This window comes from Streptomyces sp. DG2A-72 (genome assembly GCF_030499575.1).
Taxonomy (GTDB): Bacteria; Actinomycetota; Actinomycetes; order Streptomycetales; family Streptomycetaceae; genus Streptomyces.
In genome coordinates, this window is the sequence record NZ_JASTLC010000001.1 from 8,794,031 (window position 1) to 8,819,876 (window position 25,846).

The window sequence follows — 25,846 nt, forward strand, 5'->3', positions numbered from 1 at the left end:
AGTTATGGCGTCGGCAGTTCACGAGAAGCGGGTGGGGGCCCGTGGGAGCGCTGAGGGGAGTGCTGCCGGTGATGCGCGCCCCGTCAGGGCCGCAGCACCACCTTCCCGAGATTGCTCCGCGCCTCGATCAACGCGTGCGCCCCGGCCGCTTCCTCCAGCGCGAACTCCCCGTGTACGGCGGGCCTCACGGAACCCTCGGCGAACCACCGCCACAGCTCCCGACGCCACGACTCGTACAACTCCGGCTGCTCGCGGGCTATTCGACCCAGCTGAAAGCCCGCCATGATCTTGGCGCCCACAAGCAGGTCGTACGCCCGTACCGACCCGCCACCCGAGCTGAACGCCACGAGCCGCCCACCAGGGGCGAGCGCGGCCAATGCCGGGGTGAGCAGCTCGCCGCCCACCGCGTCGAGCACATAGTCGACCGGCTCGCCCCAGTCGTCGCCGTAGACCACCACCTCATCGGCACCCAGCGACCGTACGAATCGAGCCTTCGCTGGGTCGGAGACGGCCCCCACAACCCTGCGCGCACCCCGCAGCCGAGCGACTCGAATGGCCACCTGACCCACCCCGCTCGCCGCGGCCGTCACCAGAGCCGCCTCACCCGGCCGCGGCTTCGCCGCCTCCAGGGCACCGAGCGCGACCAGCCCACTGCGGACCAGCGCGACCGCGTCGACGGGGCAGGCACCCTCCGGCACAGGGGAGGCCATGCCCTCGCCCAGGCAGGCAAAGTCGGCGTAGGCGTGCCCGAAGCACAGCCCCGTCACCCGGTCGCCGACCCGAAACCGCGTCACACCGTCGCCCACGGCCACGACCTCCCCGGCGATCTCACCACCGAGTGCAACCGGCTCAGCCGCTTCCCTCACCTTGCGCACGACCGGGAGGGTCACACCGACCGCCTCGCACCGGACGAGCAGCTCGCCGGGGGCCGGTTCCGGGATCGGGGCCTGCTCCAGGAACAGGGGGCCACCAGGGGCGTCGTACCGGACGCGACGCATCGATCGCACCTCCAGGGGGTTCGTTGGGAGTCCCAACGATAAGCAGATGATCGTAGGGAAGTCCAACGACAATTCACCTAGTGTGTTGCCATGGCCGAAGCTCCCCTGCTCGCGATACGCACCCTGCCCAGCTGGCTCCTGGGACGCGCCGCCGCCCGGGGCCGCGCCCTGGTGGCCGCCGCCCTCGCAGAGGAGGGCATGAAGATGTGGCACCACGTCGTACTCTCGGCCGTCCGCGACCTCGCCCCCGTGGCCCAGGCCGACCTCGGCAGAAGCGTCGGCCTCGACCCCAAGGACGTCGTAGGCATCCTCAACGACCTGCAGTCCGCAGGCCTGGTCGTCCGCACCCCCGACCCGACGGACCGCCGCAAGAACGCCGTGTCCCTCACCCCGGACGGCGCCCGGCTCCTGACCCGCTGCGAGAAGGCGGCCCGCGCGGCGAACGACGACCTCCTCGCGCCCCTCTCCGAGGCGGAGCGCGCCCAGTTCATGGGCCTGTTGACCCGGATCTCCGGTACGGACGGCTGACAACGGTCTGACGCCGCCGCGTCGTGCCTCCCTGCCCAGCCCGGCACCGGGCAAGGGCCCACCAACCAGCACTGGTCCGACGCGCCGGCACAAAGCGCCCCCGGAGGCGACCGAGCAATACAGCGGGGCCCCTAAATGGCGCAGGGGCGCTCCCCGCCGTTCGGGGCCCCGCCGCCGTGTCGCGGGGAACCGGTCAGCCCTGGGCGGCCGCGGCCCGCAGGGCGATACGGTCCTCGCCCGCGTACACGTTCATGGAGCTGCCGCGGAGGAACCCCACCAGGGTCAGCCCGGTCTCGATCGCCAGGTCCACAGCGAGGGACGACGGAGCCGACACGGCCGCGAGCACCGGAATCCCGGCCATCACCGCCTTCTGCGCGAGCTCGAACGACGCCCGCCCCGACACCAGCAGGATCGTCCGCGACAGCGGCAGGCTCCCGTTCTGCAAGGCCCGGCCGACGAGCTTGTCCACCGCGTTGTGCCGGCCGACGTCCTCCCGTATGTCGAGCAGTTCCCCGTCCTCGGTGAACAGGGCCGCCGCGTGCAGCCCCCCGGTCCGGTCGAAGACCCGCTGGGCCGCGCGCAGCCGGTCGGGGAGGTCGGCCAGCAGTTCGGGTTCGACCCGGACCGGGGGAGTGTCGGCGATGGGCCACCGGGCCGTCGTACGGACCGCGTCCAGGCTGGCCTTGCCGCACAGACCGCAGGACGACGTGGTGTAGACGTTCCGCTCCAGCGTGATGTCCGGGATCACCACGCCCGGCGCCGTCTGCACGTCCACCACGTTGTACGTGTTGGACCCATCCACCGTCGCGCCCGCGCAGTACACGATGTTCTGCAGTTCCGAGGCGGCGCCCAGCACCCCCTCGCTCACCAGGAACCCGGCGGCGAGCGCGAAGTCGTCTCCCGGCGTTCGCATGGTGATCGCGAGCGCCTTGCCGTTCAGCCGGATCTCCAGCGGTTCCTCGGCGACGAGTGTGTCCGGGCGGGAGGAGACCGCCCCGTCCCGGATCCGGATCACCTTGCGTCGTTCCGTGACTCGTCCCATGTCCTGATCAGCCCCGGTTCTGTACGTGCTGGTAGCCGAAACGGCCCTTGATGCAGAGGTTGCCGTGGGTCACCGGGTTGTCGTGCGGTGAGGTGACCTTCACGATCTCATTGTCCTGCACGTGCAGCGTCAGGTTGCAACCCACTCCGCAGTACGCGCACACGGTCGTCGTCTCGGTCTGCGCCGACTCGTCCCACGTACCCGCCGCCCGCATGTCGAACTCCGACTTGAACGACAGCGCGCCGGTCGGGCAGACCTCGATGCAGTTCCCGCAGTACACGCAGGCCGAATCGGTCAGCGGAGCGTCGTGCTCCACCGCGATCCGCGCATTGAATCCCCGCCCCGCCACCGAGATCGCGAACGTGTTCTGCCACTGTTCACCACACGCGTCGACGCACGTGTAGCAGAGGATGCACTTGTCGTAGTCGCGCACATACAGATCGTTGTCGACCTTGGGTTCCTCGTTGAGGCGGGCCGCGTCCGGGCCGAAGCGGTCCGGCTTCGCCTCGTACTCCTTGATCCACTCAGCCACTTGAGGCGTGGTCGACAAATCGACCGACGAGGCAAGAAGCTCAAGCACGACCTTCCGACTGTGCCGCGCACGCTCCGTGTCGGTGCGGACCTCCATGCCGGGCTCGGCCCTGCGGGAGCAGGCCGGGACCAGGGTGCGGGAGCCCTCCACCTCGACGACGCACACCCGGCAGGCGTTCTTCGGGGTGAGCGTGTCACCCTCGCACAGGGTCGGGATGTCCTTGCCCGCCGACCGGCAGGCATCGAGGATCGTGGAGCCCTCCGGCGCCCGCACCGGCTCCCCGTCGATGGTGAATTCCAGCAGCCGGCGCGGGATCCCCAGCGGTGTCACGGTCATTCGTACGCCCCCAGACGGTCGATGGCGGATTCCACGGCGTTCCACGCGGTCTGCCCGAGACCGCAGATCGAGGCGTCCCGCATGGCGCGGCCGACCTCCCGGAGCAGGGCGATGTCGTCGGCCGCGGCGGCACCGGTCCGCTCCGCGATCCGGTGCAGCGCCTCCTCCTGCCGCACGGTCCCGACCCGGCACGGCACGCACTGCCCGCAGGACTCGTCGCGGAAGAACTCGGCGATCCGCAGCAGCAGCCGCGGCAGCGGAACCGTGTCGTCGAAGGCCATCACCACGCCCGAGCCGAGCGTCGTCCCCGCCTCCCGGGTGCCTTCGAAAGTGAGCGGGATGTCCATCTCATCGGCCCGTACGAAGCCGCCCGCCGCCCCGCCGAGCAGTACGGCCCGCAACCCGTCCCGCACCCCGGCCAGCTCCAGCAATTCGCCCAGAGTGGCACCGAAGGGCAGTTCGTAGATCCCGGGCCGGTCCACCGTCCCCGACACACAGAACAGCTTCGGCCCGGTGGACCTCGCCGTCCCGATCGCCGCGTACGCGGGCGCGCCCATCTTAAGGATCGGCAGTACGTTGACCAGCGTCTCCACGTTGTTCTCGACCGTGGGCTTGCCGAAGAGGCCCTTCTCCACCGGGAACGGCGGCTTGGAGCGCGGTTCGCCGCGGTAGCCCTCGATGGAGTTGAACAGGGCCGTCTCCTCACCGCAGATGTACGCGCCCGCGCCCCTGCGGATCTCGATGTCGAAGGCGTACCCCTGGCCGAGGACGTCGTCGCCGAGCAGCCCACGCGCGCGTGTCTGCACCAGCGCATGCTCCAGACGCCGCAGCGCCCGCGGATACTCGCCGCGCAGATACAGATAGCCCTTGTGCGCGCCCGTCGCGTACGCCGCGATCGTCATCGACTCGATCAGCGCGTACGGGTCGCCCTCCATGATCACGCGGTCCTTGAAGGTGCCCGGCTCGGACTCGTCCGCGTTGCACACCACGTAGTGCGGATGGTCGGGCTGGGATGCCGTGGCCTGCCATTTGCGGCCGGTGGGGAAGGCGGCGCCGCCACGTCCGACCAGGCCCGAGTCGGTGACCTCACGGATCACCCCGGCGGGGCCAAGCTCGAAGGCGCGGCGCAGGGCGGTGTAGCCGCCATGGGCGCGGTAGTCGTCCAGGGATGCCGGGTCGACCACGCCGACGCGGCTGAGGAGGATCAGGTCGCTCGAGCCTGCCTGGGGCACCGCGAGCGCCGCCGACGGCTCCTCGGGCGCCGAGTCCGGAGCGGTCGCGGCGAGGACGGCCTCGCGGACGGTCGCCGGCGCCGACACCGCCGTACGCACCGGATCCCCGGCCCTGATCGCCAGCGCGGCCGGAGCCCGCTCGCACAGACCCAGGCAGGGGCTGCGCTCCACGTGGACCCCGGGACCGAGTCCCGCCTCGATCCCGGCGCACAGCTCGGACGCCCCGGCAGCCGCGCACGCCAGGTCGGTGCAGACGTGCAGCACCGTCGCCGGACGCGGCTTCACGGAGAACATCGCGTAGAAGGTGGCCACCCCGTACGCCTCCGCCGGCGGCACCGTCAGCCGGCGGCACAGGTAGTCCAGGGCGCCGTCGCTGATCCATCCCACCCGGTCGTTGATGGCGTGCAGCCCCGGCAACAGCAGGTCGCGGCGGTCCCGGGCCTCGCGTCCGCCGCGCGCCCACCTGAGGTCCGCGTCGGAGCGGTCGGCGCCCTCCCAGGAGGACTCGGGCGGGCCCAACAGGGCGTCGACGGCCGCCCGTTCGTCGTCCGTCGGCTTGCTGTCGCCGAAGTGCAGGTCCACTTACGTCACCTCACGATGGTCGCGACGGGGAGCTTCTCGATCCGGATCGCCGACGCCTTGAACTCCGCCGTCCCCGCGATCGGGCAGTTCGCCTCGATCGTCAGCTGGTTGGTGTCCACCTCGTCGGGAAAGTGCATGGTCATGAAGGCCAGACCGGGACGGAGCGCCGGGTCCACCCATACCGGAGCGACGACCGCCCCGCGCCGCGAGGTCACCTGGACCTCCTCACCGACCACCACCCCGTACCGCTCGGCGTCCTCCGGGCACAGCTCGATGTACTCCCCGCGCCGCAGCGGGGAGGCGAAACTCCCGCTCTGCACACCGGTGTTGTAGGAGTCGAGCCGCCGCCCGGTCGTCAGCCGGATCGGGAACTGGTCATCGGTGAGGTCGACCGGCGGATCGTGCTGGACCAGCCCGAACGGCGCCGGCATGCCCCGCATCGCCGGGTCGGCATCCCACAGCCGGCCGTGCAGATACGTCGGTTCGAGCTGCTCGGTGCTCGGGCACGGCCACTGGATGCCCTGGTGCTCCTCCAGGCGTTCGTACGTCATCCCGTAGTGGTCCGGCGAGACCGACCTGAGCTCGTTCCAGACGGCCTCGGAGTCGGCGTACTTCCAGTCGTGGCCGAGGCGTGCCGCCAGCTCGCAGATGATGTCGATGTCCTCGCGGGCCTCACCGGGCGGCGTGACCGCACGCCGTACGCGCTGAACTCGGCGTTCGCTATTGGTAGTTGTCCCGTCGGTCTCGGCCCACCCGGCGGTGGCGGGCAGCACCACGTCCGCCAGCTCGGCCGTCTTCGTCAGGAAGATGTCCTGCACGACGAGGAAGTCGAGCGCCTGCATACGCCGTACCGCCTGCTCGCTGTCCGCCTCCGACTGCGCCGGGTTCTCGCCGATGCAGTAGACGGCCTTGAGCGTGCCCTCCTCCATCGCCTCGAACATCTCGGTGAGGTTCATCCCGTAGTGCGGCTCGATGACGGTGTCCCAGGCCGACTCGAACTTCAGCCGGGTGTCCGGGTCGAGGATGTCCTGGAAGCCGGGGAGGCGGTTGGGGATGGCGCCCATGTCGCCGCTGCCCTGCACGTTGTTCTGGCCGCGCAGGGGCTGCAGCCCGCTGCCGTAGCGGCCCACATGGCCCGTCAGCAGCGACAGGTTGATCAGCGCGCGGACGTTGTCCGTGCCGTTGTGGTGCTCGGTGATGCCCAGGGTCCAGCACAGCTGGGCGCGTTCGGCGCGGGCGTAGGCGTGCGCCAACTCCCGTATGGCGGCGGCCGGTACGCCCGTCACCTTCTCGGCGAGCGACAGCGTCCACGGCTCGACCAGCTTCTTGTACTCCTCGAAGCCGCTCGTCGCCCGCTCGATGAACGCCTCGTTGGCCAGCCCCGCGTGGATGATCTCGCGGCCGATCGCGTGCGCCATCGGGATGTCGGTCCCGACGTTCAGTCCGAGCCAGCTCTCCGCCCACTCGGCCGTCGACGTCCGGCGTGGGTCGACGGTGTACATCCGGGCGCCGTTGTGGACCCCCTTCAGTACGTGCTGGAAGAAGATCGGGTGCGCGAAACGGGCGTTGGAACCCCACATCACGATGACGTCGGTGTGCTCGATCTCCTCGTACGACGACGTCCCGCCGCCGGAGCCGAAGGCGGCCGACAGGCCTGCCACGCTCGGGGCGTGGCAGGTGCGGTTGCAGGAGTCGACGTTGTTGGTGCCCATGACCACGCGGGCGAACTTCTGCGCCACGTAGTTCATTTCGTTGGTCGCGCGGGCGCAGGAGAACATGCCGAACGCGCCGTGGGCGGCTTGCAGACCGCGGGCGGCACGGTCCAGTGCCTCGTCCCAACTCGCTCGGCGGAAAGGCTCGTTGCGGGAATCCCGTACCAGGGGGTGGGTGAGTCGGGTGTAGGTCTTCGGTTCGCGCTTCTTCGTGCTTTTCATGCGGCGCTCCTCAGCGCGAGCAGGTCCGAGATGGCGTGCACGGTGCGCAGGGTGGGCACCTCCACGCCGGTGATCTCCGCCAGTTCGACGACCGCGGCGAGCAGTACGTCGAGTTCGAGCGGCTTGCCACGCTCCAGGTCCTGGAGCGTGGAGGTGCGGTGGTCGCCCACGCGCTCGGCGCCGGCGAGACGGCGCTCGATGGAGACGCCGACCTCGCAGCCGAGAGCCTCGGCGACCGAGAGCGTCTCGGTCATCATGATCTCGATGACCTTGCGGGTGCCGCCGTGCAGGCACATCTGCCGCATGGTGGCGCGGGCCAGCGCGCTGATCGGGTTGAAGGAGATGTTGCCGAGCAGCTTGAGCCAGATGTCGTTGCGCAGATCCGGCTCGACAGGGCACTTGAGCCCGCCCGTCTGCATGGCCTCGCTGAGCGCGAGACACCGCGTGGACACGCTGCGGTCGGGCTCGCCGATGGAGAACCGGGTGCCTTCGAGATGTCGTACGACTCCTGGTTCCGCCAGTTCTGTGGCCGCGTACACGACGCAGCCGATGGCCCGTTCGGGCGCGAGCACCGCACTGACCGCGCCGTCCGGGTCCACACTTTCGACGCGGTGGCCGTCGTAGGGGCCGCCGTGCCGGTGGAAGTACCACCAGGGAATGCCGTTCTGGGCGGCCACGACCGCCGTGGTGTCGTGCAGCAAAGGCTCGATCAGCGGCCCGCACGCCGCGTACGAGTTGGCCTTCAGGCCCAGGAAGACGAAGTCGGCCGGGCCGATCTCGGCCGGGTCGTCGGTGGCATGGGCGCGGGCGGTGAAGTCGCCGCGCGGACTGAGCACCCGCACCCCGTGCTGCCTCATGGCCGCGAGATGCGGTCCACGGGCGACGAGGTGCACTTCGGCGCCGGCGCGGTGGAGCGCGGCACCGACATAGGCGCCGATCGCACCGGCGCCGAGGACTGCGACTTTCATACGGGGGAGCTCCGTTCGGTCGAGGGTACCGAGGAACTGACGAAACTCTGTCGACAGAATATTGTCTACAGTATGGAACTTGAGGCAGCAAGGGTTCGCGCAAGAACCAGAACCGGCCACCCCGCGATCGTTGATCTGCGACCGTTCATCGCGCCCTGGATACCGCTCACCGCATACGGTCGACCTGCCGCCTTTTCAACCACCCGCGTTCTTCCTACCGTTCGGGATCATGAGTCCCCCAGTCGCCCCCGCGGGCTGGAGCCGCTGGCTCGTTCCCCCAGCCGCGCTCTCGGTCCATCTCTCCATCGGCCAGGCCTACGCCTGGAGCGTGTTCAAGCCGCCGCTCGAATCCGCGCTCGGCCTCAGCGGCACCCAGAGCGCGCTGCCCTTCCAGCTCGGCATCGTGATGCTCGGCCTGTCGGCCGCGTTCGGCGGCACGCTCGTGGAGCGCAACGGACCGCGCTGGGCGATGACCGTGGCGCTGGTGTGCTTCTCGTCCGGTTTCCTGCTCTCCGCGCTCGGCGCGGCGACCGAGCAGTACTGGCTGATCGTCCTCGGCTATGGCTTCGTCGGCGGGATCGGCCTCGGCATCGGCTACATCTCGCCCGTGTCGACACTGATCAAGTGGTTCCCCGACCGGCCGGGCATGGCCACCGGTATCGCCATCATGGGCTTCGGCGGCGGCGCGCTGATCGCCTCGCCGTGGTCGGCGCAGATGCTGGAGTCGTTCGGCAGCGACAGCTCCGGGATCGCGCTGGCGTTCCTGGTGCACGGACTGTCGTACGCCGTGTTCATGCTGCTGGGCGTGCTGCTGGTGCGGGTGCCGCGCACCGAGAAGCCGGTCGAGGGGGCGCCGAGCGCCTTCCAGGGACCGCAGGTCTCCGCCAACAGCGCCATCCGCACCCCGCAGTTCTGGTGCCTGTGGGTGGTGCTCTGCATGAACGTGACCGCGGGCATCGGCATCCTGGAGAAGGCCGCCCCGATGATCACGGACTTCTTCGCGGACACCTCGACGCCGGTCTCGGCGACGGCCGCCGCGGGCTTCGTGGCGCTGCTGTCGGCGGCCAACATGGCGGGCCGCATCGGCTGGTCGTCGACCTCCGACCTGATCGGACGCAGGAACATCTACCGCGTCTATCTGGGCGTCGGTGCGCTGATGTACGCGTCCCTCGCGCTGTTCGGCGACTCCTCCAAGCCGCTGTTCATCCTGAGCGCGCTGGTGATCCTCTCCTTCTACGGCGGCGGCTTCGCGACCATCCCCGCCTATCTGAAGGACCTCTTCGGCGCGTACCAGGTCGGCGCGATCCACGGGCGGCTGCTGACCGCCTGGTCGCTGGCCGGAGTGCTCGGGCCGCTGATCGTGAACTGGATCGCCGACCGGCAGGAGGAGGCCGGCAAGCACGGCTCGTCCCTGTACGGGCTGTCCTTCGTCATCATGATCGGGCTGCTCGTCGTCGGCTTCATCGCCAACGAACTCGTCCGGCCCGTCCACCCCCGCCATCACATCCCCGAACCCATCAGTCAGGAGGCCGTCGATGTCGAACGACAGCAGCCAGAGTCCGCCTGACCGGCGCGGTCTGATCGCCTTCGCCTGGGTATGGGTGGGGGCGCCGCTGGCCTACGGGCTGTACGAACTCGTTCAGAAAGCGACGCAGCTGTTCACCGGGTGACTGTTCGAGAAGTGTTCGGGCGTCCGGGAACCTGACGGAAGCCGACAACCGGGGCGAGCGTTTCCTGTGGCTTCACCTGCCGCCGTACCGGTGAGTCACTGATCAGACTGGTGGATCCCGTAACCCGAAGCACCGAGGGGGACCACCCATGAACGGCTCGCGGATCGCCGCCGTCGGCCATTACCAGCCCGCCAGGGTACTCACCAACGAGGACCTGGCGGGCATGGTCGACACCAGCGACGAGTGGATCACTAGCCGGGTGGGCATCCGGACACGCCATATCGCCGGGCCCGACGAGCCGGTGGACGAGCTGGCCGCGCACGCCGCCGCCAAGGCGCTCGCGACGGCGGGCCTGGCGCCCGCCGACATCGACCTGGTCCTCGTCGCCACGTCCACGGCCGTCGACCGTTCACCGAACATGGCCGCCCGGGTCGCGGCCCGGCTCGGTATCCCGTCGCCCGCCGCCATGGACGTCAACGTCGTCTGCGCGGGCTTCACCCACGCGCTGGCCACGGCGGACCACGCCGTACGGGCGGGAGCTGCCGTACGCGCCCTGGTCATCGGCGCCGACAAGATGTCCGACGTCACCGACTGGACCGACCGGACCACCTGCGTTCTCGTCGGCGACGGGGCGGGGGCCGCCGTCGTCGAGGCCGTGGACGAGCCCGGGATCGGGCCCGTGCTGTGGGGCTCGGTGCCGGAGATGGGGCACGCCGTACGGATCGAGGGCACGCCCGCGCGGTTCGCGCAGGAGGGGCAGAGCGTCTACCGCTGGGCCACCACACAGCTGCCGCCGATCGCCCGCAAGGCCTGCGAGAAGGCCGGGCTCGCGCCCGAGGACCTCGCCGCGGTCGTCCTCCACCAGGCCAACCTGCGCATCATCGAGCCGCTTGCCGAGAAGATCGGCGCGGTCAACGCGGTCGTCGCCCGCGATGTGGCCGAATCCGGCAACACCTCCGCCGCCAGCATCCCCCTCGCTCTCTCCAAGCTCGTCGAACAGGGCGCGATCACCACCGGCGACCCGGTCCTGCTGTTCGGCTTCGGCGGCAATCTCTCGTACGCCGGACAGGTCGTCCGCTGCCCGTGAGCTGCGCCGGCATCCGGGTGGGGACTCGGGATGGGGCTCGGGGTGGCTAGGATCGTAACTCCGGGTGTGACAAGGGCGACTCCGCGTTCCCCTGGCCCCGGAGCGCCGTAGACTGTAGACGAAAGACAATTCATACTCACGCTACGGCTGCTGTGCACGGCCCTGCCGAGGAGGGGGACCGCGATGTTGTCGACAGGACTGCCGCAGGGAGCTGTACCCAAGCTCGAACGACCCGGACCGCTGCGCGACCGTGTCTATGAGGCGCTGCTCGAACTCATCACCACCCGCGCCCTCCAGCCCGGCCAGCACCTGGTCGAGAGCGAACTCGCAGGCCATCTCGGCGTGTCGCGCCAGCCGGTGCGCGAGGCGCTGCAGCGGCTCAACACCGAGGGCTGGGTCGATCTACGGCCCGCGCAGGGCGCGTTCGTGCACGAGCCGACCGAGGAGGAGGCCGACCAGCTTCTCACCATCCGTACGCTCCTGGAGGCCGAGGCCGCCCGGCTCGCCGCCGCCAACGCGGGCAGAGCCGGCATCACCACGCTGGAAGAGCTGTGCGCGGAGGGCGAGAAGGCCGTAGCCGCCGATGACGTGGACGGTGCCGTCGCCATGAACGCCCGCTTCCACGCCAAGGTCATGGAGCTGGCCGGCAACGCGGTCCTCGCCGAACTCGCCGCCCAGGTCGACCGCCGCGTCCGCTGGTACTACACCCCGATCGCCCGCCAGCGTGGCCGGCAGTCCTGGATCGAGCACCGCGAGCTGATCGCCGCTATCTCCGAGCGGAACGAGGAGCGCGCCACCCAGCTGATGCGGGACCACACCGAGCACACCAGACGGTCGTATCACGCGCGGGCGAAGTCCTGAGGCCCGCTTACCCGTAGGTGCGGTTCGCCCGTATCCGGAACCCGCACGCCGACCTTTGTCCTGTGAGTGGAGAAAGTCGGCAGCAATCTCTGCACAGATTCTTCCCAGCGTCGACGACCGCTGCTACGTTCCCCTCGAAAGCCCGGCAACTGGTGGCCGATTGAGGCGGGGAGGGGCTCGTGAGACGCATGACGGCACGACCCGCGAACGCCCATCAGGCCCGTCTGCTCCTGCTGCTCAGGGACGGCGGCCCCAACTCACGGGCCCAGCTGGGTGATCAGGTCGATCTGTCACGGTCCAAGCTGGCCGTGGAGGTGGACCGGCTCCTGGAGACCGGTCTCGTCGTGGCCGACGGACTCGCCGCCTCGCGCGGTGGCCGCCGCTCCCACAACGTCCGCCTGAATCCGGGACTGCGTTTCCTCGGCGTCGACATCGGCGCGACCTCGGTCGACGTCGCCGTCACCAACGCCGAGCTGGAGATCCTCGGCCATCTCAACCAGCCCATGGACGTACGCGAGGGCCCGGTCGCGGTCTTCGAGCAAGTCCTCGCCATGGCCGCGAAGTTGAGGGCCACGGGGCTTGCGGAGGGCTTCGACGGCGCAGGCATCGGCGTCCCGGGGCCGGTCCGCTACCCCGAGGGTGTGCCGGTGGCTCCGCCGATCATGCCGGGCTGGGACGGCTTCCCGGTACGGGAGGCGCTCAGCCAGGAACTCGGCTGCCCGGTCATGGTCGACAACGACGTGAACCTGATGGCGATGGGGGAGCAGCACGCCGGCGTCGCCCGGACCGTGGCCGACTTCCTCTGCGTCAAGATCGGTACCGGTATCGGCTGCGGCATTGTCGTCGGCGGCACCGTCTACCGAGGTACCACTGGCAGCGCGGGCGACATCGGGCACATCCAGGCCGTGCCCGACGGCCGACCCTGCGCCTGCGGCAACCGGGGCTGCCTGGAAGCCCACTTCAGTGGAGCCGCGCTGGCCCGGGACGCCGTGGAGGCGGCCCAGCAGGGCCGGTCGGCGGAACTCGCCGCGCGCCTGGCGGCGAACGGCACCCTGACCGCCGTGGACGTCGCCGCCGCCGCTGCCGCCGGTGACGCCACCTCCCTCGACCTGATCCGCGAGGGCGGCAACCGCGTCGGCCAGGTCATCGCCGGACTCGTCTCCTTCTTCAACCCCGGCCTGTTGGTGATAGGCGGTGGAGTGACCGGCCTCGGCCACACGCTGCTCGCCGCGCTCCGCACCCAGGTCTACCGCCAGTCGCTGCCCCTGGCGACCGGCAACCTGCCCATAGTTCTGGGGGAGTTGGGCCCCACCGCCGGAGTCATCGGCGCGGCCCGGCTCATCAGCGACCACCTGTTCTCACCCGCGTAAGCAGCACCTTCGTCAGGCACCTCACGCACAGCGCCCCTGATCTGCCCTGCCCTGAACACGCATGCCCGCAAGCGCCCTGCAACCGGCCCGCACGCCCGCCGAGGGGAAGCCACATGGCACCAGAATCTCCGCTGCTCAGCATGTCCGGCATCACCAAGTCGTTCCCCGGAGTCCGGGCCCTGGACGGCGTCGACCTCGACGTCCAGGCCGGTGAAGTGCACTGCCTCCTCGGCCAGAACGGAGCCGGGAAGTCCACGCTGATCAAGGTCCTGGCCGGCGCCCACCAGCCGGACACCGGCACGATCCACTGGCGCGGCGAACCGGTCACGCTCCGCTCGCCCATCGCCGCCATGCGCCTCGGCATCGCCACCATCTACCAGGAACTCGACCTGGTGGAGCACCTGTCGGTGGCCGAGAACGTCCACCTGGGCCATGAACCCACGGCCGCCGGTTTCGTCGTACGACGCAAGACCGCGCGCGAGTCGACGGCCGCGCTGCTACGGCGGCTCGGGCACCCGGAGATCGATCCGGCGCGGCTGGTCGGGGAGTTGTCGGCGGCCCAGCAGCAGATCGTGTCGATGGCGCGGGCGCTCTCCCACGAGGTACGGCTCATCGTGATGGACGAGCCGTCCGCGGCGCTCGACCCCGACGAGGTCGACAACCTCTTCCGGATCGTGGGTGATTTGACCGCCGACGGGGTGGCCGTCGTCTATATCTCGCACCGCCTGGAGGAGATCCGCCGCATCGGCGACCGGGTGACCGTGCTGAAGGACGGGCGGGCGGTGGCGGTCGGGCTGCCCGCCAAGTCCACGCCGACACGTGAGGTCGTGGCGCTGATGACCGGGCGGAACGTCGAGTACGTCTTCCCGGACCGGCCTGTGCACGATGCGTCGGGGAGTCCCCTGCTGGAGGTGCAAGGACTGTCCAGGGAAGGCGAGTTCGAGCGCCTCGACCTGACCGTGCACCCTGGAGAGATCGTCGGCCTGGCGGGTCTGGTCGGCTCCGGCCGCTCCGAGATCCTGGAGACGATCTACGGCGCCCGCAAACCCGCCTCCGGTCAAGTCCGCGTCGACGGACGGGCGCTCAGGCCCGGCAGCGTGCGGGCCGCCGTCCGCGCCGGGCTCGGCCTCGCGCCCGAGGAGCGCAAGGCGCAGGCGCTGCTGATGCTGGAGTCCGTCACCCGCAATGTGTCGGTCTCCTCCATGTCCCGCTTCTCGCGCGGCGGCTGGATGGACCGGGGCGCCGAGCTGAGCGCGGCGCGGGCCGCCACCCGCGAGCTGTCGCTGCGCCCCGACAACCCCTCGGTGCCGGTGCGCACCCTGTCCGGCGGCAACCAGCAGAAAGCGGTCCTCGCCCGCTGGCTGCTGCGCGGCTGCCGGGTGCTGCTGCTCGACGAACCGACCCGTGGCGTCGACGTCGGCGCCCGCGCCGAGCTGTACGCGGTGATCCGCCGTCTCGCCGACGAAGGGCTCGGCGTGCTGCTGGTCTCCAGCGAGGTGCCCGAGGTGCTGGGCCTCGCCGACCGCGTCCTGGTGTTGCGCGAGGGGCGTGTCGTACACGAGGCGCCCGCCCGTGAGCTCGACGAACACCGTGTACTCGACCTCGTCATGGAAGGAAGTCCGGCGTCATGACGCAGCACGTCTCCCCGCCCCGGGGCGGCACCGACAAGACGGTCCCGGTGGGCGAACCCCCCGCCTGGCGAGGGATGTTGGCCCGCTCCGACGTCCGCACGCTCTCCCTGCTCGGCGTGCTCGCCGCGCTGATCCTGATCGGCGGCATCACCAAGCCCGAAGAGTTCCTCGACACCCGCAACCTCCAACTCGTCCTCACCCAGGGCTCGGTGATCGGCGTCGTCACGGTCGGCATGACCTTCGTCATCACCTCCGGCGGCATCGACCTCTCCGTCGGCGCGATCGTCGCCCTCGCCTCGGTCTGGGCGACCACCGTCGCCACCCAGGAGTACGGCTTCGCGGGCATCCTCTTCACGGCGGTGATCGTCGGAGTGGGCTGCGGCCTGGTCAACGGCCTGCTCATCGCGTACGGCGGGATGGTCCCGTTCATCGCCACCCTCGCCATGCTGGCCTCGGCGCGCGGGCTCGCCCTCCAGATCACCGACGGCAAGACCCAGATCGTCACGGTGCCCTCCGTCCTGGACCTCGGCGAGCGCGACGCGTACGTCCTCGGCATCCCGCCGCTCGTGATGGTGTTCGCCGTCGTCACGATCATCGGCTGGCTGATCCTGAACCGCACCACCTTCGGCCGCCGCACCGTCGCCGTCGGCGGCAACGCGGAGGCCGCCCGGCTCGCCGGCATCGACGTACGCCGCCAGCGGCTGTACCTCTATCTGCTGTCCGGACTGTGCTGCGGCATCGCCGCCTTCCTGCTGATCGTCCTGTCCGGATCGGGCCAGAACACCAACGGCAACCTGTACGAGCTCGACGCCATCGCGGCCGCGATCATCGGCGGCACGCTGCTGAGCGGAGGCCGCGGCACCATCGTCGGCTCGGTGCTCGGCGTTCTGATCTTCACCACGATCACCAACATCTTCGCCCTGAACAACCTGCAGAGCGACGTCCAGCAGATCGCCAAGGGCGCGATCATCGTCGCCGCCGTGCTGGTCCAGCGCCGTACCGCGAGCACGACTTGAGGAAAGGGTTCAGTGATATGTCACATCTCACCAGTCGCAGAGGACTGCTCTTCGGGGCCGCCGCCGTATCCACCGGAGCCCTCCTCGCAGGTTGCACGAGCAACGAGCCGAGCGGCGACGACGAGCCGGCCGCGAACGATCAGCCGGCCGCCGACGACAAGCCCGGCAAGCAGGTCACCATCGGCTTCGCCGGACCGCAGGCCGACCACGGCTGGCTCAACGCGATCAACGACAACGCCAAGAGCCGGGCAGAGAAGTACTCCGATGTCACCCTGGAGATCACCGAGGGCTCCAATGACACGGCCGCGCAGATCGGCCAGATAGAGACTCTGATCAACAAGAAGGTCGACGTCCTGGTGGTGCTGCCCGCCGACGGCAAGGCGCTCACCCAGGTCGGGTTGCAGGCGATGCGCGCGGGCATCCCGGTCGTCAACCTCGACCGGATCTTCAACACCCCGCAGGCGTACCGCTGCTGGATCGGCGGCGACAACTACGGCATGGGCCTCAATGCCGGTCACTACATCGGCGAGAAGCTCAAGGGGAAGTCGGGCGCCCGCGTCATCGAGCTGGCCGGCCTGGACAACCTGGAGCTGACCCAGCAGCGGACGCAGGGCTTCGACGACGCGCTGAAGAACTACCCCAACGTCAAGAAGGTGGCCCGTCAGGCGGCCGAGTTCACGGTGGAGTCCGGGCAGGCCAAGATGGCCCAGCTCCTCCAGGCCCAGTCGAAGTTCGACGCCCTGTGGAACCACGACGACGACCAGGGCGTGGGCGCCCTGCGCGCCATCGAGCAGGCCGGACGGGACGACTTCCTGATGGTCGGCGGGGCGGGCGCGCTCTCCGCCTTCCAGGCCATCAAGCAGGACGACGGCGTGCTGAAGGCGACCGTCCTCTACCCGCCGACCATGGCCGCGTCCGCGATCGACCTCGCCCGCGCCCTCGGCCAGAGCAAGGGCATCGGCGGCCTCGCCGAGTTCGAGATCCCGGCCTCGCTGACGCTGTACTCGGCCGTCGTCGACAAGACCAACGTCGACCAGTACATGTCCACCGGCTTCAAGTAAGCGCGCCCCGCACCCCCCCCCGGGTCCGGCCCGCGCACCGGGTCGGACCCCACCCCCCACCGCGCCACGACGACGAGGAGGACCACTCCATGGGACAGCCGAACCCGCCCGAGGGAGCAGAGGGAGCCGGGGGAGCCGAGCCCGACAAGCCGCCGCTGCGTGTCGGCATGGTCGGGTACGCCTTCATGGGCGCCGCCCACTCCCAGGGCTGGCGGACCGCGGGCCGGGTCTTCGATCTTCCCCTGCGCCCGGCGCTGACCGCGATCTGCGGACGGGACTCGGCCGCCGTACGCGCCGCGGCCCACCGGCACGGCTGGGCGTCGGCCGAGACCGACTGGCGGACCCTGATCGAACGGGACGACATCGACCTCGTCGACATCTGCACCCCGGGCGACAGCCACGCCGAGATCGCCCTCGCCGCGCTGGCCGCCGGCAAGCACGTCCTGTGCGAGAAGCCCCTCGCGAACACCGTCGAGGAAGCGGAAGCCATGACGGCAGTCGCTCAGGAGGCTTCGGAACGCGGCCAGTTGGCGATGGTCGGCTTCAACTACCGCCGGGTGCCCGCCACGGCGCTCGCCCGCCGGATGATCGCCGACGGCAAGCTCGGCAGCCTGCGCCACGTCAGGGTGACGTACCTTCAGGACTGGCTCGTCGACCCCGAGTTCCCACTCACCTGGCGGCTGCGCAAGGAGCTGGCCGGCTCCGGCGCCCTCGGCGACCTGGGCGCCCATATCGTCGACCTCGCGCAGTATCTGGCGGGGGAGCAGCTCGCCGGGGTGTCCGCGCTCACGGAGACGTTCGTGCGGGAACGCCCGCTGCCGGGCGGTGCCGTGAAGGGCCTGTCCGCGGTGTCGGCCGAGGGCACCGGCCCGGTCACCGTCGACGACGCCGCCCTGTTCACCGGCCGCTTCCCCTCCGGCGCCCTCGCCTCCTTCGAAGCGACCCGGTACGCCACCGGCCGCAAGAACGCCCTGCGCATCGAACTCAACGGCGAGCACGGCTCGTTGGCCTTCGACCTGGAGCGCCTCAACGAGCTCTCGTACTACGACGGTACGGAGCCCGGAACGCACGCCGGGTTCCGCCGCATCCTCGTCACCGAACCCGACCACCCCTACCTGGAGGCCTGGTGGCCGCCCGGCCACGGCCTCGGCTACGAGCACACCTTCGTCCACCAGGCCCGCGACCTCGTCCACGCCATCGCCGAGGGCCGCCGGCCGGAACCGTCCTTCGCGGACGGCCTCCAGGTGCAGCGCGTGCTGGCGGCGGTCGAGGAGAGCGCCGAGAAGAACTCCGTCTACACACCCATCGCCGTCTGAGGAGGCCTCTGTCCATGCCGCGGAACTTCACGCTCTTCACCGGCCAGTGGGCCGACCTCCCCCTCGAAGAGGTCTGTGGCCTCGCCCGCGACTTCGGCTACGACGGACTCGAACTCGCCTGCTGGGGCGACCACTTCGAGGTCGACAAGGCCCTCGCGGACCCGTCGTACCTCCAGTCCCGGCACGCACTGCTCGACAAGTACGGCCTCAAGTGCTGGGCGATCTCCAACCACCTCGTCGGCCAGGCCGTCTGCGACGCCATCATCGACGAGCGCCACCAGGCGATCCTGCCGGGCGAGATCTGGGCCGACGGAGACCCGGAGGGGGTGCGGCGGCGGGCCGCTGACCGTATGAAGGACACCGCGCGTGCCGCGTCCGCCTTCGGTGTCGACACCGTCATCGGCTTCACCGGCTCCGCGATCTGGCATCTGGTCGCGATGTTCCCGCCCGCCCCCGAGTCGATGATCGACCGCGGCTACCAGGACTTCGCCGACCGCTGGAACCCGATCCTCGACGTCTTCGACGCGGAGGGCGTGCGGTTCGCCCACGAGGTCCACCCCAGCGAGATCGCGTACGACTACTGGACAACTCACCGCGCGCTGGAGGCCGTCGACCACCGGCCCGCCTTCGGCCTGAACTTCGACCCCTCCCACTTCGTGTGGCAGGACCTCGACCCGGTCGGCTTCCTCTGGGACTTCCGCGACCGCATCTACCACGTCGACTGCAAGGAAGCCCGCAAGCGGCTCGACGGCCGCAACGGCCGCCTCGGCTCGCATCTGCCCTGGGGCGACCCGCGCCGCGGCTGGGACTTCGTGTCGGCGGGCCACGGCGACGTCCCCTGGGAGGACGTCTTCCGCATGCTCCACTCCATCGACTACCAGGGCCCCATCTCCGTGGAGTGGGAGGACGCCGGCATGGACCGGCTCCAGGGCGCACCCGAGGCCCTGACCCGCCTCAAGGCCTACGACTTCGAGCCGCCGTCGGCCTCCTTCGACGCGGCCTTCGGCAACTGAGCAGTTCACTTCTCCGGGGTGACGGCGTACCCCGGCGCAAGGCACCCGCATGGACAACCAGCCCCATTCTGGAGGCACCCGTGCACGCGAACGACCGCACCACCGGCACCGACAGAAACGAGACCCACGGACGACGCCGCCTGTCCTTCCGTAAGGCGGTCGCCCTGCTCAGCGGGACACTGCTGGCGGGCGCGTCCCTCACCCTCGTAGCGCCCCCTGCCGGCGCCGAACCCTCGGTGGCCGCCGAGGACTTCCAGCAGGTCACGCTCGCCAAGGGCGAGCCGGAGGTCGGCGAGCCCATGTCGCTCGCCGTCCTCCCGGACCGCTCGGTCCTGCACACCTCCCGCGACGGCGAACTCCGCCTCAGCGACGCGGCGGGCGCCACCAAGCCGGCCGGCAAGCTCGACGTCTACTCGCACGACGAGGAGGGCCTCCAAGGCGTGGGCGTGGACCCGGGATTCGCCGACAACCGGTTCATCTACCTCTACTACGCGCCCCCGATGAACACCCCGGCGGGCGATGCCCCCGAGACCGGCACCGCCGCCGACTTCGCCCCCTTCGACGGCGTCAACCGCCTCTCCCGCTTCGTGCTGAAGGCGGACGGCACCCTCGACAAGGCCAGCGAGACGAAGATCCTCGATGTCCCGGCCACGCGCGGCATCTGCTGCCACGTCGGCGGCGACATCGACTTCGACGCGGCGGGGAACCTGTACCTGTCGACCGGCGACGACTCCAACCCGTTCCAGTCCGACGGCTTCACCCCCATCGACGAGCGGTCCAACCGCAACCCGGCCTTCGACGCCCAGCGCACGGCCGGCAACACCAACGACCTGCGCGGCAAGATCCTGCGCATCAAGGTGAACGCCGACGGCTCGTACACCATCCCCGACGGCAACCTCTTCGCGCCCGGCACGGACAAGACGCGCCCCGAGATCTACGCGATGGGCCTGCGCAACCCGTTCCGCTTCAGCGTCGACAAGGAGACGGGGATTCTGTACGTGGGTGAGTACGGCCCCGACGCCGGAGCCGCCGACCCGGCCCGTGGACCCGCGGGCCAGGTCGAGTTCGCCCGCATCACCGAGCCCGGCAACTTCGGCTGGCCGTACTGCACCGGTGACAACGACGCCTACGTGGACTACGACTTCGCAACGGGCTCTTCCGGTGCGGCATTCGACTGCGCCGCCCCCAAGAACACCTCGCCGAACAACACCGGCCTGACCGATCTGCCCCCGGCGCAGCCCGCCTGGATTCCGTACGACGGCCCGTCCAAGCCCGAGTTCGGCGACGGCTCCGAGTCCCCGATGGGCGGCCCGGTCTACCACTACGACCCCGAGCTGGACTCGCCGGTCAAGTTCCCCGAGGCGTACGACGGTGACTTCTTCGCGGGCGAGTTCGGCCGCCGCTGGATCAAGCGCATCACCTCGGACGCCGACGGCACGGTGCAGTCGATCAACGACATCCCGTGGACCGGCACCCAGGTCATGGACATGGCCTTCGGCCCGGACGGCGCGCTGTACGTCCTCGACTACGGCGTCTCCTGGTTCGGCGGCGACGAGCACTCCGCCCTGTACCGGATCGAGAACGCGACCGACGGCCACTCCCCGGTGGCGCAGGCGTCCGCTTCCGTGACGTCCGGTCAGGCGCCGCTCAAGGTGCGGTTCTCGTCCGAGGGCACGAGCGACCAGGACGGCGACGCGCTCACCTACAGCTGGGACTTCGGCGACGGTCGTACGTCGACGGCGGCGAGCCCTTCACACACGTACAAGAAGAACGGGACGTACACGGCGACGCTGACCGCGAAGGACGCGAGCGGCCGCAGCGGCAGCGCGAGCGTGCAGGTCGTGGTGGGGAACACCGCGCCGAAGGTGACTCTGGAACTCCCGCAGGACGGGCAGCTGTTCAGCTTCGGAGACGCGATCCCGTTCAAGGTGAAGGTCACCGACCGTGAGGACGGCAAGACCATCGACTGCTCCAAGGTCAAGGTCACCTTCATCCTCGGCCACGACAGCCACGGCCACCCGCAGACCTCGGCGGGCGGCTGCACCGGCACCATTCAGACCAGCGCCGACGGCGGCCACGACCCGAACGCCAATATCTTCGGCGTCATGGATGCCGAGTACACCGACGGCGGTGGCGGCGGCCAGGCCCCGCTGACCACCCACGACCAGAGCGCCCTCCAGCCCAAGCACCGCCAGGCCGAGCACTTCGGCAACGGCTCCGGCGTCTCGGTCACCAACAGGGAAGCCGCCAACGGCGGCAAGACCGTCGGGGACATCCACAACGGCGACTGGATCTCCTTCACGCCGTACGTCCTGAGCAACGCCCGCAAGATGACCGCACGCATCTCGTCCGGCGGCGCGGGCGGCACGCTCGAGGTCCGCGCGGGTTCGGCTTCGGGTCCGCTGCTCGGCAGGGCGACCGTGCCGGTGACCGGCGGCTGGGACACATTCCAGGACGTCACCGCCCAGCTGTCTCGCGCGCCCCGCTCCACGACCACGCTCTACCTGGTCTTCAAGGGCAGCGGCACCGGCGCCCTGTACGACGTGGACGACTTCACCTTCACCACGGGCTGAGAGGAGGCGTGATGCGATCAACCAGCCGAATGACAACCGCGGTTGTGGGCGCGGCACTGGTCCTCGGGTGCGTCTCGGGGCCGGCCGCGTCGGACCCCGACGCGGACGCCGGGCGGGTGCTGGTCTTCTCCAAGACCGCGGGCTTCCGCCATGACTCCATCCCCGAGGGCGTGGCAGCCCTCAAGGAACTCGGCGCGTCGAGCGGCTACACCGTCGACGCGACCGAGGACGCGGGCGCCTTCACCCCGTCGAACCTGCGGCGCTACGACGCCGTGGTCTTCCTCTCGACAACCGGGGACGTCCTGAACGGCAAGCAGCAGCGCGCCTTCGAGGGCTACATCCGGCACGGCGGCGGCTATATGGGCGTCCACGCCGCCGCCGACACCGAGTACGACTGGGCGTTCTACGGCGGCCTCGCCGGTGCGTATTTCGAATCGCACCCGGCGATCCAGCGCGCGACGGTGCACGTCGAGGACCACGCGCACCCTGCGACCGCGGGTCTGAACGCCATCTGGGACCGGACGGACGAGTGGTACAACTACCGCTCCAACCCGCGGGATCGGGCCCATGTCCTCGCCTCGCTGGACGAGTCCTCGTACACGGGCGGCACGATGGACGGCGACCACCCGATCGCCTGGTGCCAGCAGTACCAGGGCGGACGCTCCTTCTACACGGGCGGCGGCCACACCAAGGAGTCCTACGCCAAACCGGCCTTCCGGCAGCACCTGTTGGGCGGGCTGCGCTGGACCGTCGGCGACGCCCGGGCCGACTGCCGTCCGGAGAACGGCTACCGCCCGATCTTCGACGGCACGTCCGCCTCTCTGGCCGACTGGAAGCAGGCGGGCCCGGGTTCGTTCGTCCTGAACGACGACGGCACGCTCACGACGACCGGCGGCCTCGGCATGCTCTGGTACGCCTCCAAGGGCTACGGCACCTACTCACTGAAGCTCGACTGGAAGGTGGACGGAGACGACAATTCCGGTGTATTCGTGGGATTTCCGCCCTCGGACGACCCGTGGTCGGCTGTCAACAACGGCTATGAGATCCAGATCGACGCCACGGACGTACCGGAGAAGACGACCGGGTCCGTCTACGGCTTCCAGTCCGCCGACCTGGCCGAGCGCGACCGTGCGCTGAACCCGCCGGGGGAGTGGAACACGTACGAGATCCGCGTGGAGGGCGAGCGCCTCCGCGTGTGGCTCAACGGCGTGAAGATCAACGACTTCACCAACACCGATCCGGCCCGGAGTCTGCGCGACGGACATGTCGGCATCCAGAACCACGGAGCCGACGACCAGGTGTCCTTCCGCGACATCCGGATCAAGGAACTGCCCGCGAAGGGGTCGAAGACCTCGGCCTCTCCGGGCGACTGAACGGCGGCGGGCGGGGGACGCCGGACTCCCGCCCGCCGTCTCCCACTTGTGCGTTCCCGGACGACGGCTCGTGCACGGCGTTCGCGCACGGTGTTCGCGTACGACAAGGAGGCTGCCCATGTCCGCGTCCCTTCCTCGACCGCCTCGTGTGGGGGTATGGCTGATCGGAGCCCGCGGCTCCGTGGCCACGACCGTCGTCGCGGGGTGCGCCGCCGTCACGGCGGGCCTGCATCCGCCCACCGGCATGGTCACCGAGACCCCCGACTTCACCGACTGTGGTCTGCCACCCCTGTCCTGCCTCGTCTTCGGCGGCCACGACACGGTCGACTGCCCCCTGCCGAAACGCGCCGAGGCCCTCGCGGCAGGCGGCGTCCTCCCACCCGGCCTCCCCGCGGCGACCGCCTCCGAACTGACCGCGGCGGACCGGGAGATCAGGCCCGGCGGCCCGGCTCCCGGCGACACCCGGGACGAGGAGGACCTGATCGCCGCCTTCACCGCGGACATCCAGGATTTCGTACGACGGTGTCGGCTGGAGCGCGCGGTGGTGGTGAACGTCGCCTCCACGGAACCCCCGGCCACCGGCGCCTCCCTGCCGCCGAGTTCCCTGTATGCCGCGGCGGCCCTCCGCGCGGGCTGCCCGTACGTCAACTTCACCCCGTCGACCGGCCTGCACCACCCCTCGCTCGCCGCCGCGGCCGAGGCGAGCGGTCTGCCGTACGCCGGCCGTGACGGCAAGACCGGCCAGACGCTGCTGCGTTCGGCGCTGGGCCCGATGTTCGCGCAGCGCGCCCTCGCCGTCCGGGCCTGGTCCGGCACGAACCTCCTGGGCGGCGGTGACGGCGCCGCGCTCGCGGATCCCGGTGCCGCGGCGGCGAAGAACGCCGGCAAGGAACGGGTGCTGGCGGACACCCTCGGCACCGTCCCCGAGGGCGAGGTCCACATCGACGACGTCCCCGCCCTCGGCGACTGGAAGACCGCCTGGGACCACATCGCCTTCGACGGCTTCCTCGGCACGCGGATGATCCTGCAGACCATCTGGCAGGGCTGCGACTCGGCCCTTGCGGCACCCCTCGTGCTGGACCTTGCGCGGCTGGTGGCCCGCGCCCACGAGACGGGTCTGTCCGGCCCGCTGTCGGAACTCGGCTTCTTCTTCAAGGACCCGGTGGGGGAGGGGCCTTCGGCCCTTGGTGAGCAGTTCGGGGTGCTGCGGGAGTTCGGAGTGCGGCTGAAGAGGGCGGGGGAGTCGGGCGGCGGGCCGAGGGCGGGGGCCCTGGGGGATTCAGGGGGCGGTTCGGGGGACGCGGCTGCGGGAGAGCTGCGGGACGGCTCGGTGGTCGCGACAGCGGGGGAGCCGAGAGACGGTTCGGTGACCGGGGCCGGGGAGGAGCGGTGAGCGGGGGCCGTGAGGGGGCTTGGCTGCGTGTCGTGGGTGACGGGGGGATGGGGGATCGAGCTGCTCGGGGGGATGGTTCGGGCCGTGTCGATGCCGGTGGTGTCGATGCCGGTGGTGTCGAGGCCGGGGGCCGAGGCGATGGCGGTACTGGTGAGGCCGTGCGCCGGGTTGGTGCCCGAATCGACCTGACCCCGGGCCAGGGCCACGCTCGGACTGCCGCCCCGAGCCGAGCCCGCGCCTGGGCCGAACTTCTGCGTCTTCCTGCCCTGTTCACGGTGCCCGGCGATGCCCTGGCAGGCGCCGCCGCGACCGGGGTGCACCCCAACCGCCGCACTCTGCTCGCCATCGGCTCCTCCGTCCTTCTCTACGAGGCCGGCATGGCCCTCAACGACTGGGCGGACAGGGACGAGGACGCCGTGGAACGCCCGCACCGACCCCTTCCCTCCGGCCGCATCCACCCCACCGCGGCCCTCACGGCAGCCTGCGCCTTCACCGCCGGGGGCCTCGTCCTGGCCTCCCGCGCCGGCCGCCCCGCCCTCGCGGTCGCGGTGCCTCTCGCGACGACCGTCTGGGCCTACGACCTCGCCGCGAAGCACACCCCCGCGGGCCCGCCCGCCATGGCCCTGGCCCGCGGCCTGGACGTCCTCCTCGGCGCCGCCGCGACCGCCGGCCGCACCCGCGAGGCCCTCCCGTCCGCCGCCGTCCTCGGCGCTCACACGCTCGCGGTCACGACCGTCTCCCGCCAGGAGACGCGGGGCGGCTCACCCTTGGTCCCCTTGGCGGCGCTGGCCACGACCGCGGTGCTGTCACGGCTGCTGACCCGCCCGAGCACGAGGCACGCCTCCGCGGAGCCGTCGGCGGAGTCCCCAGCCCGCACCAGCCGCACCCCGTTCCGACGGCCCCCGTCAGGTCAAGTGACCGCAGCCGTCCTCGGCCTGCCGGCCACCACGACCCCGGCCGCCAGGTCGAGCCCTGCCATGCCGCCCCCGGCCACCCCGAACCCCCTTCCCACAGCCCTCGCCACGGCCTACGCGGCAACCGCGGCCCGCCCCTACTTCCACGCCACGCTCAACCCGTCACCCCCACTCACCCAACGCGCCGTCTCCGGCGGCATCCGCGCGATGATCCCCCTCCAAGCGACCCTCGCCGCCCGCTCCGGCGCCCCCGTCACCGCCCTGCTGACCGCCGCCCTGGCCCCACTCGCCCGCAGGTTCGCAAAGAAGGTGACCATCACATGACCCAGGAATCCCGCCTTCCCGAGAACACCCGAGCATCGGCCGCCCCCACCTGGGGTGACGACAAGGCAGACCTCGCGCAAGCCGACCCGGCA

The 25,846-nt window shown here is 70.5% G+C and carries 21 protein-coding genes; 15 read left to right on the forward strand and 6 right to left on the reverse strand.

Annotated features, from left to right (window positions below):
* Positions 1 to 83: 83 nt before the first annotated feature.
* Positions 84 to 998: a zinc-binding dehydrogenase gene (locus QQY66_RS41800; protein WP_301985626.1), complete on the reverse strand. Its 915-nt coding sequence runs from the start codon at positions 996 to 998 to the stop codon at positions 84 to 86.
* 90 nt (positions 999 to 1,088) lie between these two features.
* Between QQY66_RS41800 and QQY66_RS41805 the strand changes: the two genes are divergently transcribed.
* Positions 1,089 to 1,526, forward strand: a complete 438-nt coding sequence (locus QQY66_RS41805; RefSeq protein WP_301985627.1) for a MarR family winged helix-turn-helix transcriptional regulator — start codon at positions 1,089 to 1,091, stop codon at positions 1,524 to 1,526.
* 193 nt (positions 1,527 to 1,719) lie between these two features.
* Here QQY66_RS41805 and fdhD read toward each other — a convergent pair whose 3' ends face one another.
* The 5 genes from fdhD to QQY66_RS41830 are packed head-to-tail and all read right to left on the reverse strand — an operon-like array spanning position 1,720 to position 8,152.
* Positions 1,720 to 2,568: a formate dehydrogenase accessory sulfurtransferase FdhD gene (gene fdhD, locus QQY66_RS41810; RefSeq protein WP_301985628.1), complete on the reverse strand. Its 849-nt coding sequence runs from the start codon at positions 2,566 to 2,568 to the stop codon at positions 1,720 to 1,722.
* A gap of 7 nt (positions 2,569 to 2,575) precedes the next feature.
* Positions 2,576 to 3,436: a 2Fe-2S iron-sulfur cluster-binding protein gene (locus tag QQY66_RS41815; protein WP_301985629.1), complete on the reverse strand. Its 861-nt coding sequence runs from the start codon at positions 3,434 to 3,436 to the stop codon at positions 2,576 to 2,578.
* On the reverse strand, positions 3,433 to 5,250 hold the full coding sequence (locus QQY66_RS41820) for an NADH-ubiquinone oxidoreductase-F iron-sulfur binding region domain-containing protein (RefSeq protein WP_301985630.1): 1,818 nt from the start codon (positions 5,248 to 5,250) through the stop codon (positions 3,433 to 3,435). The genes QQY66_RS41815 and QQY66_RS41820 overlap by 4 nt, the downstream gene beginning before the upstream one ends.
* Positions 5,251 to 5,255: 5 nt before the next feature.
* Positions 5,256 to 7,184, reverse strand: a complete 1,929-nt coding sequence (locus QQY66_RS41825) for a molybdopterin oxidoreductase family protein (RefSeq protein ID WP_301985631.1) — start codon at positions 7,182 to 7,184, stop codon at positions 5,256 to 5,258.
* A complete protein-coding gene (locus tag QQY66_RS41830; RefSeq protein ID WP_301985632.1) occupies positions 7,181 to 8,152 on the reverse strand; it encodes a 2-dehydropantoate 2-reductase in 972 nt (323 codons plus the stop codon). The genes QQY66_RS41825 and QQY66_RS41830 overlap by 4 nt, the downstream gene beginning before the upstream one ends.
* Positions 8,153 to 8,381: 229 nt before the next feature.
* Here QQY66_RS41830 and QQY66_RS41835 point away from each other — a divergent pair, with 229 nt between their 5' ends.
* The 14 genes from QQY66_RS41835 to QQY66_RS41900 all read left to right on the forward strand — a co-directional run bounded on the left by QQY66_RS41835 (position 8,382) and on the right by QQY66_RS41900 (position 25,754).
* Positions 8,382 to 9,719, forward strand: coding sequence for an OFA family MFS transporter (locus QQY66_RS41835; RefSeq protein ID WP_301985633.1), 1,338 nt, complete (start codon positions 8,382 to 8,384; stop codon positions 9,717 to 9,719).
* Positions 9,688 to 9,822: a hypothetical protein gene (locus QQY66_RS41840; protein WP_301985634.1), complete on the forward strand. Its 135-nt coding sequence runs from the start codon at positions 9,688 to 9,690 to the stop codon at positions 9,820 to 9,822. The genes QQY66_RS41835 and QQY66_RS41840 overlap by 32 nt, the downstream gene beginning before the upstream one ends.
* 148 nt (positions 9,823 to 9,970) lie before the next feature.
* Entirely contained in the window at positions 9,971 to 10,909 is a 939-nt protein-coding gene (locus tag QQY66_RS41845) for a beta-ketoacyl-ACP synthase III (protein ID WP_301985635.1), read from the forward strand.
* Positions 10,910 to 11,092: 183 nt separating this feature from the next.
* On the forward strand, positions 11,093 to 11,770 hold the full coding sequence (locus QQY66_RS41850; RefSeq protein ID WP_301985636.1) for a GntR family transcriptional regulator: 678 nt from the start codon (positions 11,093 to 11,095) through the stop codon (positions 11,768 to 11,770).
* 188 nt (positions 11,771 to 11,958) lie between these two features.
* Positions 11,959 to 13,140 carry an ROK family protein gene (locus QQY66_RS41855; protein ID WP_301985637.1) on the forward strand — a complete coding sequence of 394 codons (1,182 nt, stop codon included), beginning with the start codon at positions 11,959 to 11,961 and terminating at the stop codon, positions 13,138 to 13,140.
* A 113-nt stretch (positions 13,141 to 13,253) separates the two neighbouring features.
* Positions 13,254 to 14,771, forward strand: a complete 1,518-nt coding sequence (locus QQY66_RS41860) for a sugar ABC transporter ATP-binding protein (protein WP_301985638.1) — start codon at positions 13,254 to 13,256, stop codon at positions 14,769 to 14,771.
* Entirely contained in the window at positions 14,768 to 15,787 is a 1,020-nt protein-coding gene (locus QQY66_RS41865; protein ID WP_301985639.1) for an ABC transporter permease, read from the forward strand. Before QQY66_RS41860 ends, QQY66_RS41865 begins: the two co-directional genes overlap by 4 nt.
* A gap of 17 nt (positions 15,788 to 15,804) precedes the next feature.
* Positions 15,805 to 16,848 carry a substrate-binding domain-containing protein gene (locus QQY66_RS41870; RefSeq protein WP_301985640.1) on the forward strand — a complete coding sequence of 348 codons (1,044 nt, stop codon included), beginning with the start codon at positions 15,805 to 15,807 and terminating at the stop codon, positions 16,846 to 16,848.
* A gap of 89 nt (positions 16,849 to 16,937) precedes the next feature.
* Entirely contained in the window at positions 16,938 to 18,164 is a 1,227-nt protein-coding gene (locus tag QQY66_RS41875; protein WP_301985641.1) for a Gfo/Idh/MocA family protein, read from the forward strand.
* A gap of 14 nt (positions 18,165 to 18,178) precedes the next feature.
* The gene (locus QQY66_RS41880; protein WP_301985642.1) at positions 18,179 to 19,177 is read left to right on the forward strand and encodes a sugar phosphate isomerase/epimerase; all 999 of its coding nucleotides are present in this window, start codon (positions 18,179 to 18,181) and stop codon (positions 19,175 to 19,177) included.
* Positions 19,178 to 19,257: 80 nt separating this feature from the next.
* Positions 19,258 to 21,750: a PQQ-dependent sugar dehydrogenase gene (locus QQY66_RS41885; protein WP_301985643.1), complete on the forward strand. Its 2,493-nt coding sequence runs from the start codon at positions 19,258 to 19,260 to the stop codon at positions 21,748 to 21,750.
* An 11-nt stretch (positions 21,751 to 21,761) separates the two neighbouring features.
* Entirely contained in the window at positions 21,762 to 23,123 is a 1,362-nt protein-coding gene (locus QQY66_RS41890) for a ThuA domain-containing protein (RefSeq protein WP_301985645.1), read from the forward strand.
* Positions 23,124 to 23,241: 118 nt separating this feature from the next.
* A complete protein-coding gene (locus tag QQY66_RS41895) occupies positions 23,242 to 24,516 on the forward strand; it encodes an inositol-3-phosphate synthase (RefSeq protein ID WP_301985646.1) in 1,275 nt (424 codons plus the stop codon).
* Between the two features lie 185 nt (positions 24,517 to 24,701).
* Complete coding sequence (locus QQY66_RS41900) at positions 24,702 to 25,754, forward strand: SCO3242 family prenyltransferase (protein WP_301987672.1); 1,053 nt, start codon at positions 24,702 to 24,704, stop codon at positions 25,752 to 25,754.
* The last annotated feature ends 92 nt before the right edge of the window (positions 25,755 to 25,846 follow it).

Excerpts from the sequence above, each read along its gene's own strand:
- QQY66_RS41845 (WP_301985635.1), top strand. The coding sequence starts at position 9,971 with ATGAACGGCTCGCGGATCGCCGCCGTCGGCCATTACCAGCCCGCCAGG.
- QQY66_RS41850 (WP_301985636.1), top strand. The coding sequence starts at position 11,093 with ATGTTGTCGACAGGACTGCCGCAGGGAGCTGTACCCAAGCTCGAACGA.
- QQY66_RS41825 (WP_301985631.1), bottom strand. The coding sequence starts at position 7,184 with ATGAAAAGCACGAAGAAGCGCGAACCGAAGACCTACACCCGACTCACC.
- QQY66_RS41805 (WP_301985627.1), top strand. The coding sequence starts at position 1,089 with ATGGCCGAAGCTCCCCTGCTCGCGATACGCACCCTGCCCAGCTGGCTC.
- QQY66_RS41890 (WP_301985645.1), top strand. The coding sequence starts at position 21,762 with ATGCGATCAACCAGCCGAATGACAACCGCGGTTGTGGGCGCGGCACTG.
- QQY66_RS41865 (WP_301985639.1), top strand. The coding sequence starts at position 14,768 with ATGACGCAGCACGTCTCCCCGCCCCGGGGCGGCACCGACAAGACGGTC.
- QQY66_RS41880 (WP_301985642.1), top strand. The coding sequence starts at position 18,179 with ATGCCGCGGAACTTCACGCTCTTCACCGGCCAGTGGGCCGACCTCCCC.
- QQY66_RS41835 (WP_301985633.1), top strand. The coding sequence starts at position 8,382 with ATGAGTCCCCCAGTCGCCCCCGCGGGCTGGAGCCGCTGGCTCGTTCCC.
- QQY66_RS41855 (WP_301985637.1), top strand. The coding sequence starts at position 11,959 with ATGACGGCACGACCCGCGAACGCCCATCAGGCCCGTCTGCTCCTGCTG.
- QQY66_RS41830 (WP_301985632.1), bottom strand. The coding sequence starts at position 8,152 with ATGAAAGTCGCAGTCCTCGGCGCCGGTGCGATCGGCGCCTATGTCGGT.
- QQY66_RS41860 (WP_301985638.1), top strand. The coding sequence starts at position 13,254 with ATGGCACCAGAATCTCCGCTGCTCAGCATGTCCGGCATCACCAAGTCG.
- QQY66_RS41875 (WP_301985641.1), top strand. The coding sequence starts at position 16,938 with ATGGGACAGCCGAACCCGCCCGAGGGAGCAGAGGGAGCCGGGGGAGCC.
- QQY66_RS41815 (WP_301985629.1), bottom strand. The coding sequence starts at position 3,436 with ATGACCGTGACACCGCTGGGGATCCCGCGCCGGCTGCTGGAATTCACC.
- QQY66_RS41800 (WP_301985626.1), bottom strand. The coding sequence starts at position 998 with ATGCGTCGCGTCCGGTACGACGCCCCTGGTGGCCCCCTGTTCCTGGAG.
- QQY66_RS41840 (WP_301985634.1), top strand. The coding sequence starts at position 9,688 with ATGTCGAACGACAGCAGCCAGAGTCCGCCTGACCGGCGCGGTCTGATC.
- QQY66_RS41870 (WP_301985640.1), top strand. The coding sequence starts at position 15,805 with ATGTCACATCTCACCAGTCGCAGAGGACTGCTCTTCGGGGCCGCCGCC.
- QQY66_RS41895 (WP_301985646.1), top strand. The coding sequence starts at position 23,242 with ATGTCCGCGTCCCTTCCTCGACCGCCTCGTGTGGGGGTATGGCTGATC.
- fdhD (WP_301985628.1), bottom strand. The coding sequence starts at position 2,568 with ATGGGACGAGTCACGGAACGACGCAAGGTGATCCGGATCCGGGACGGG.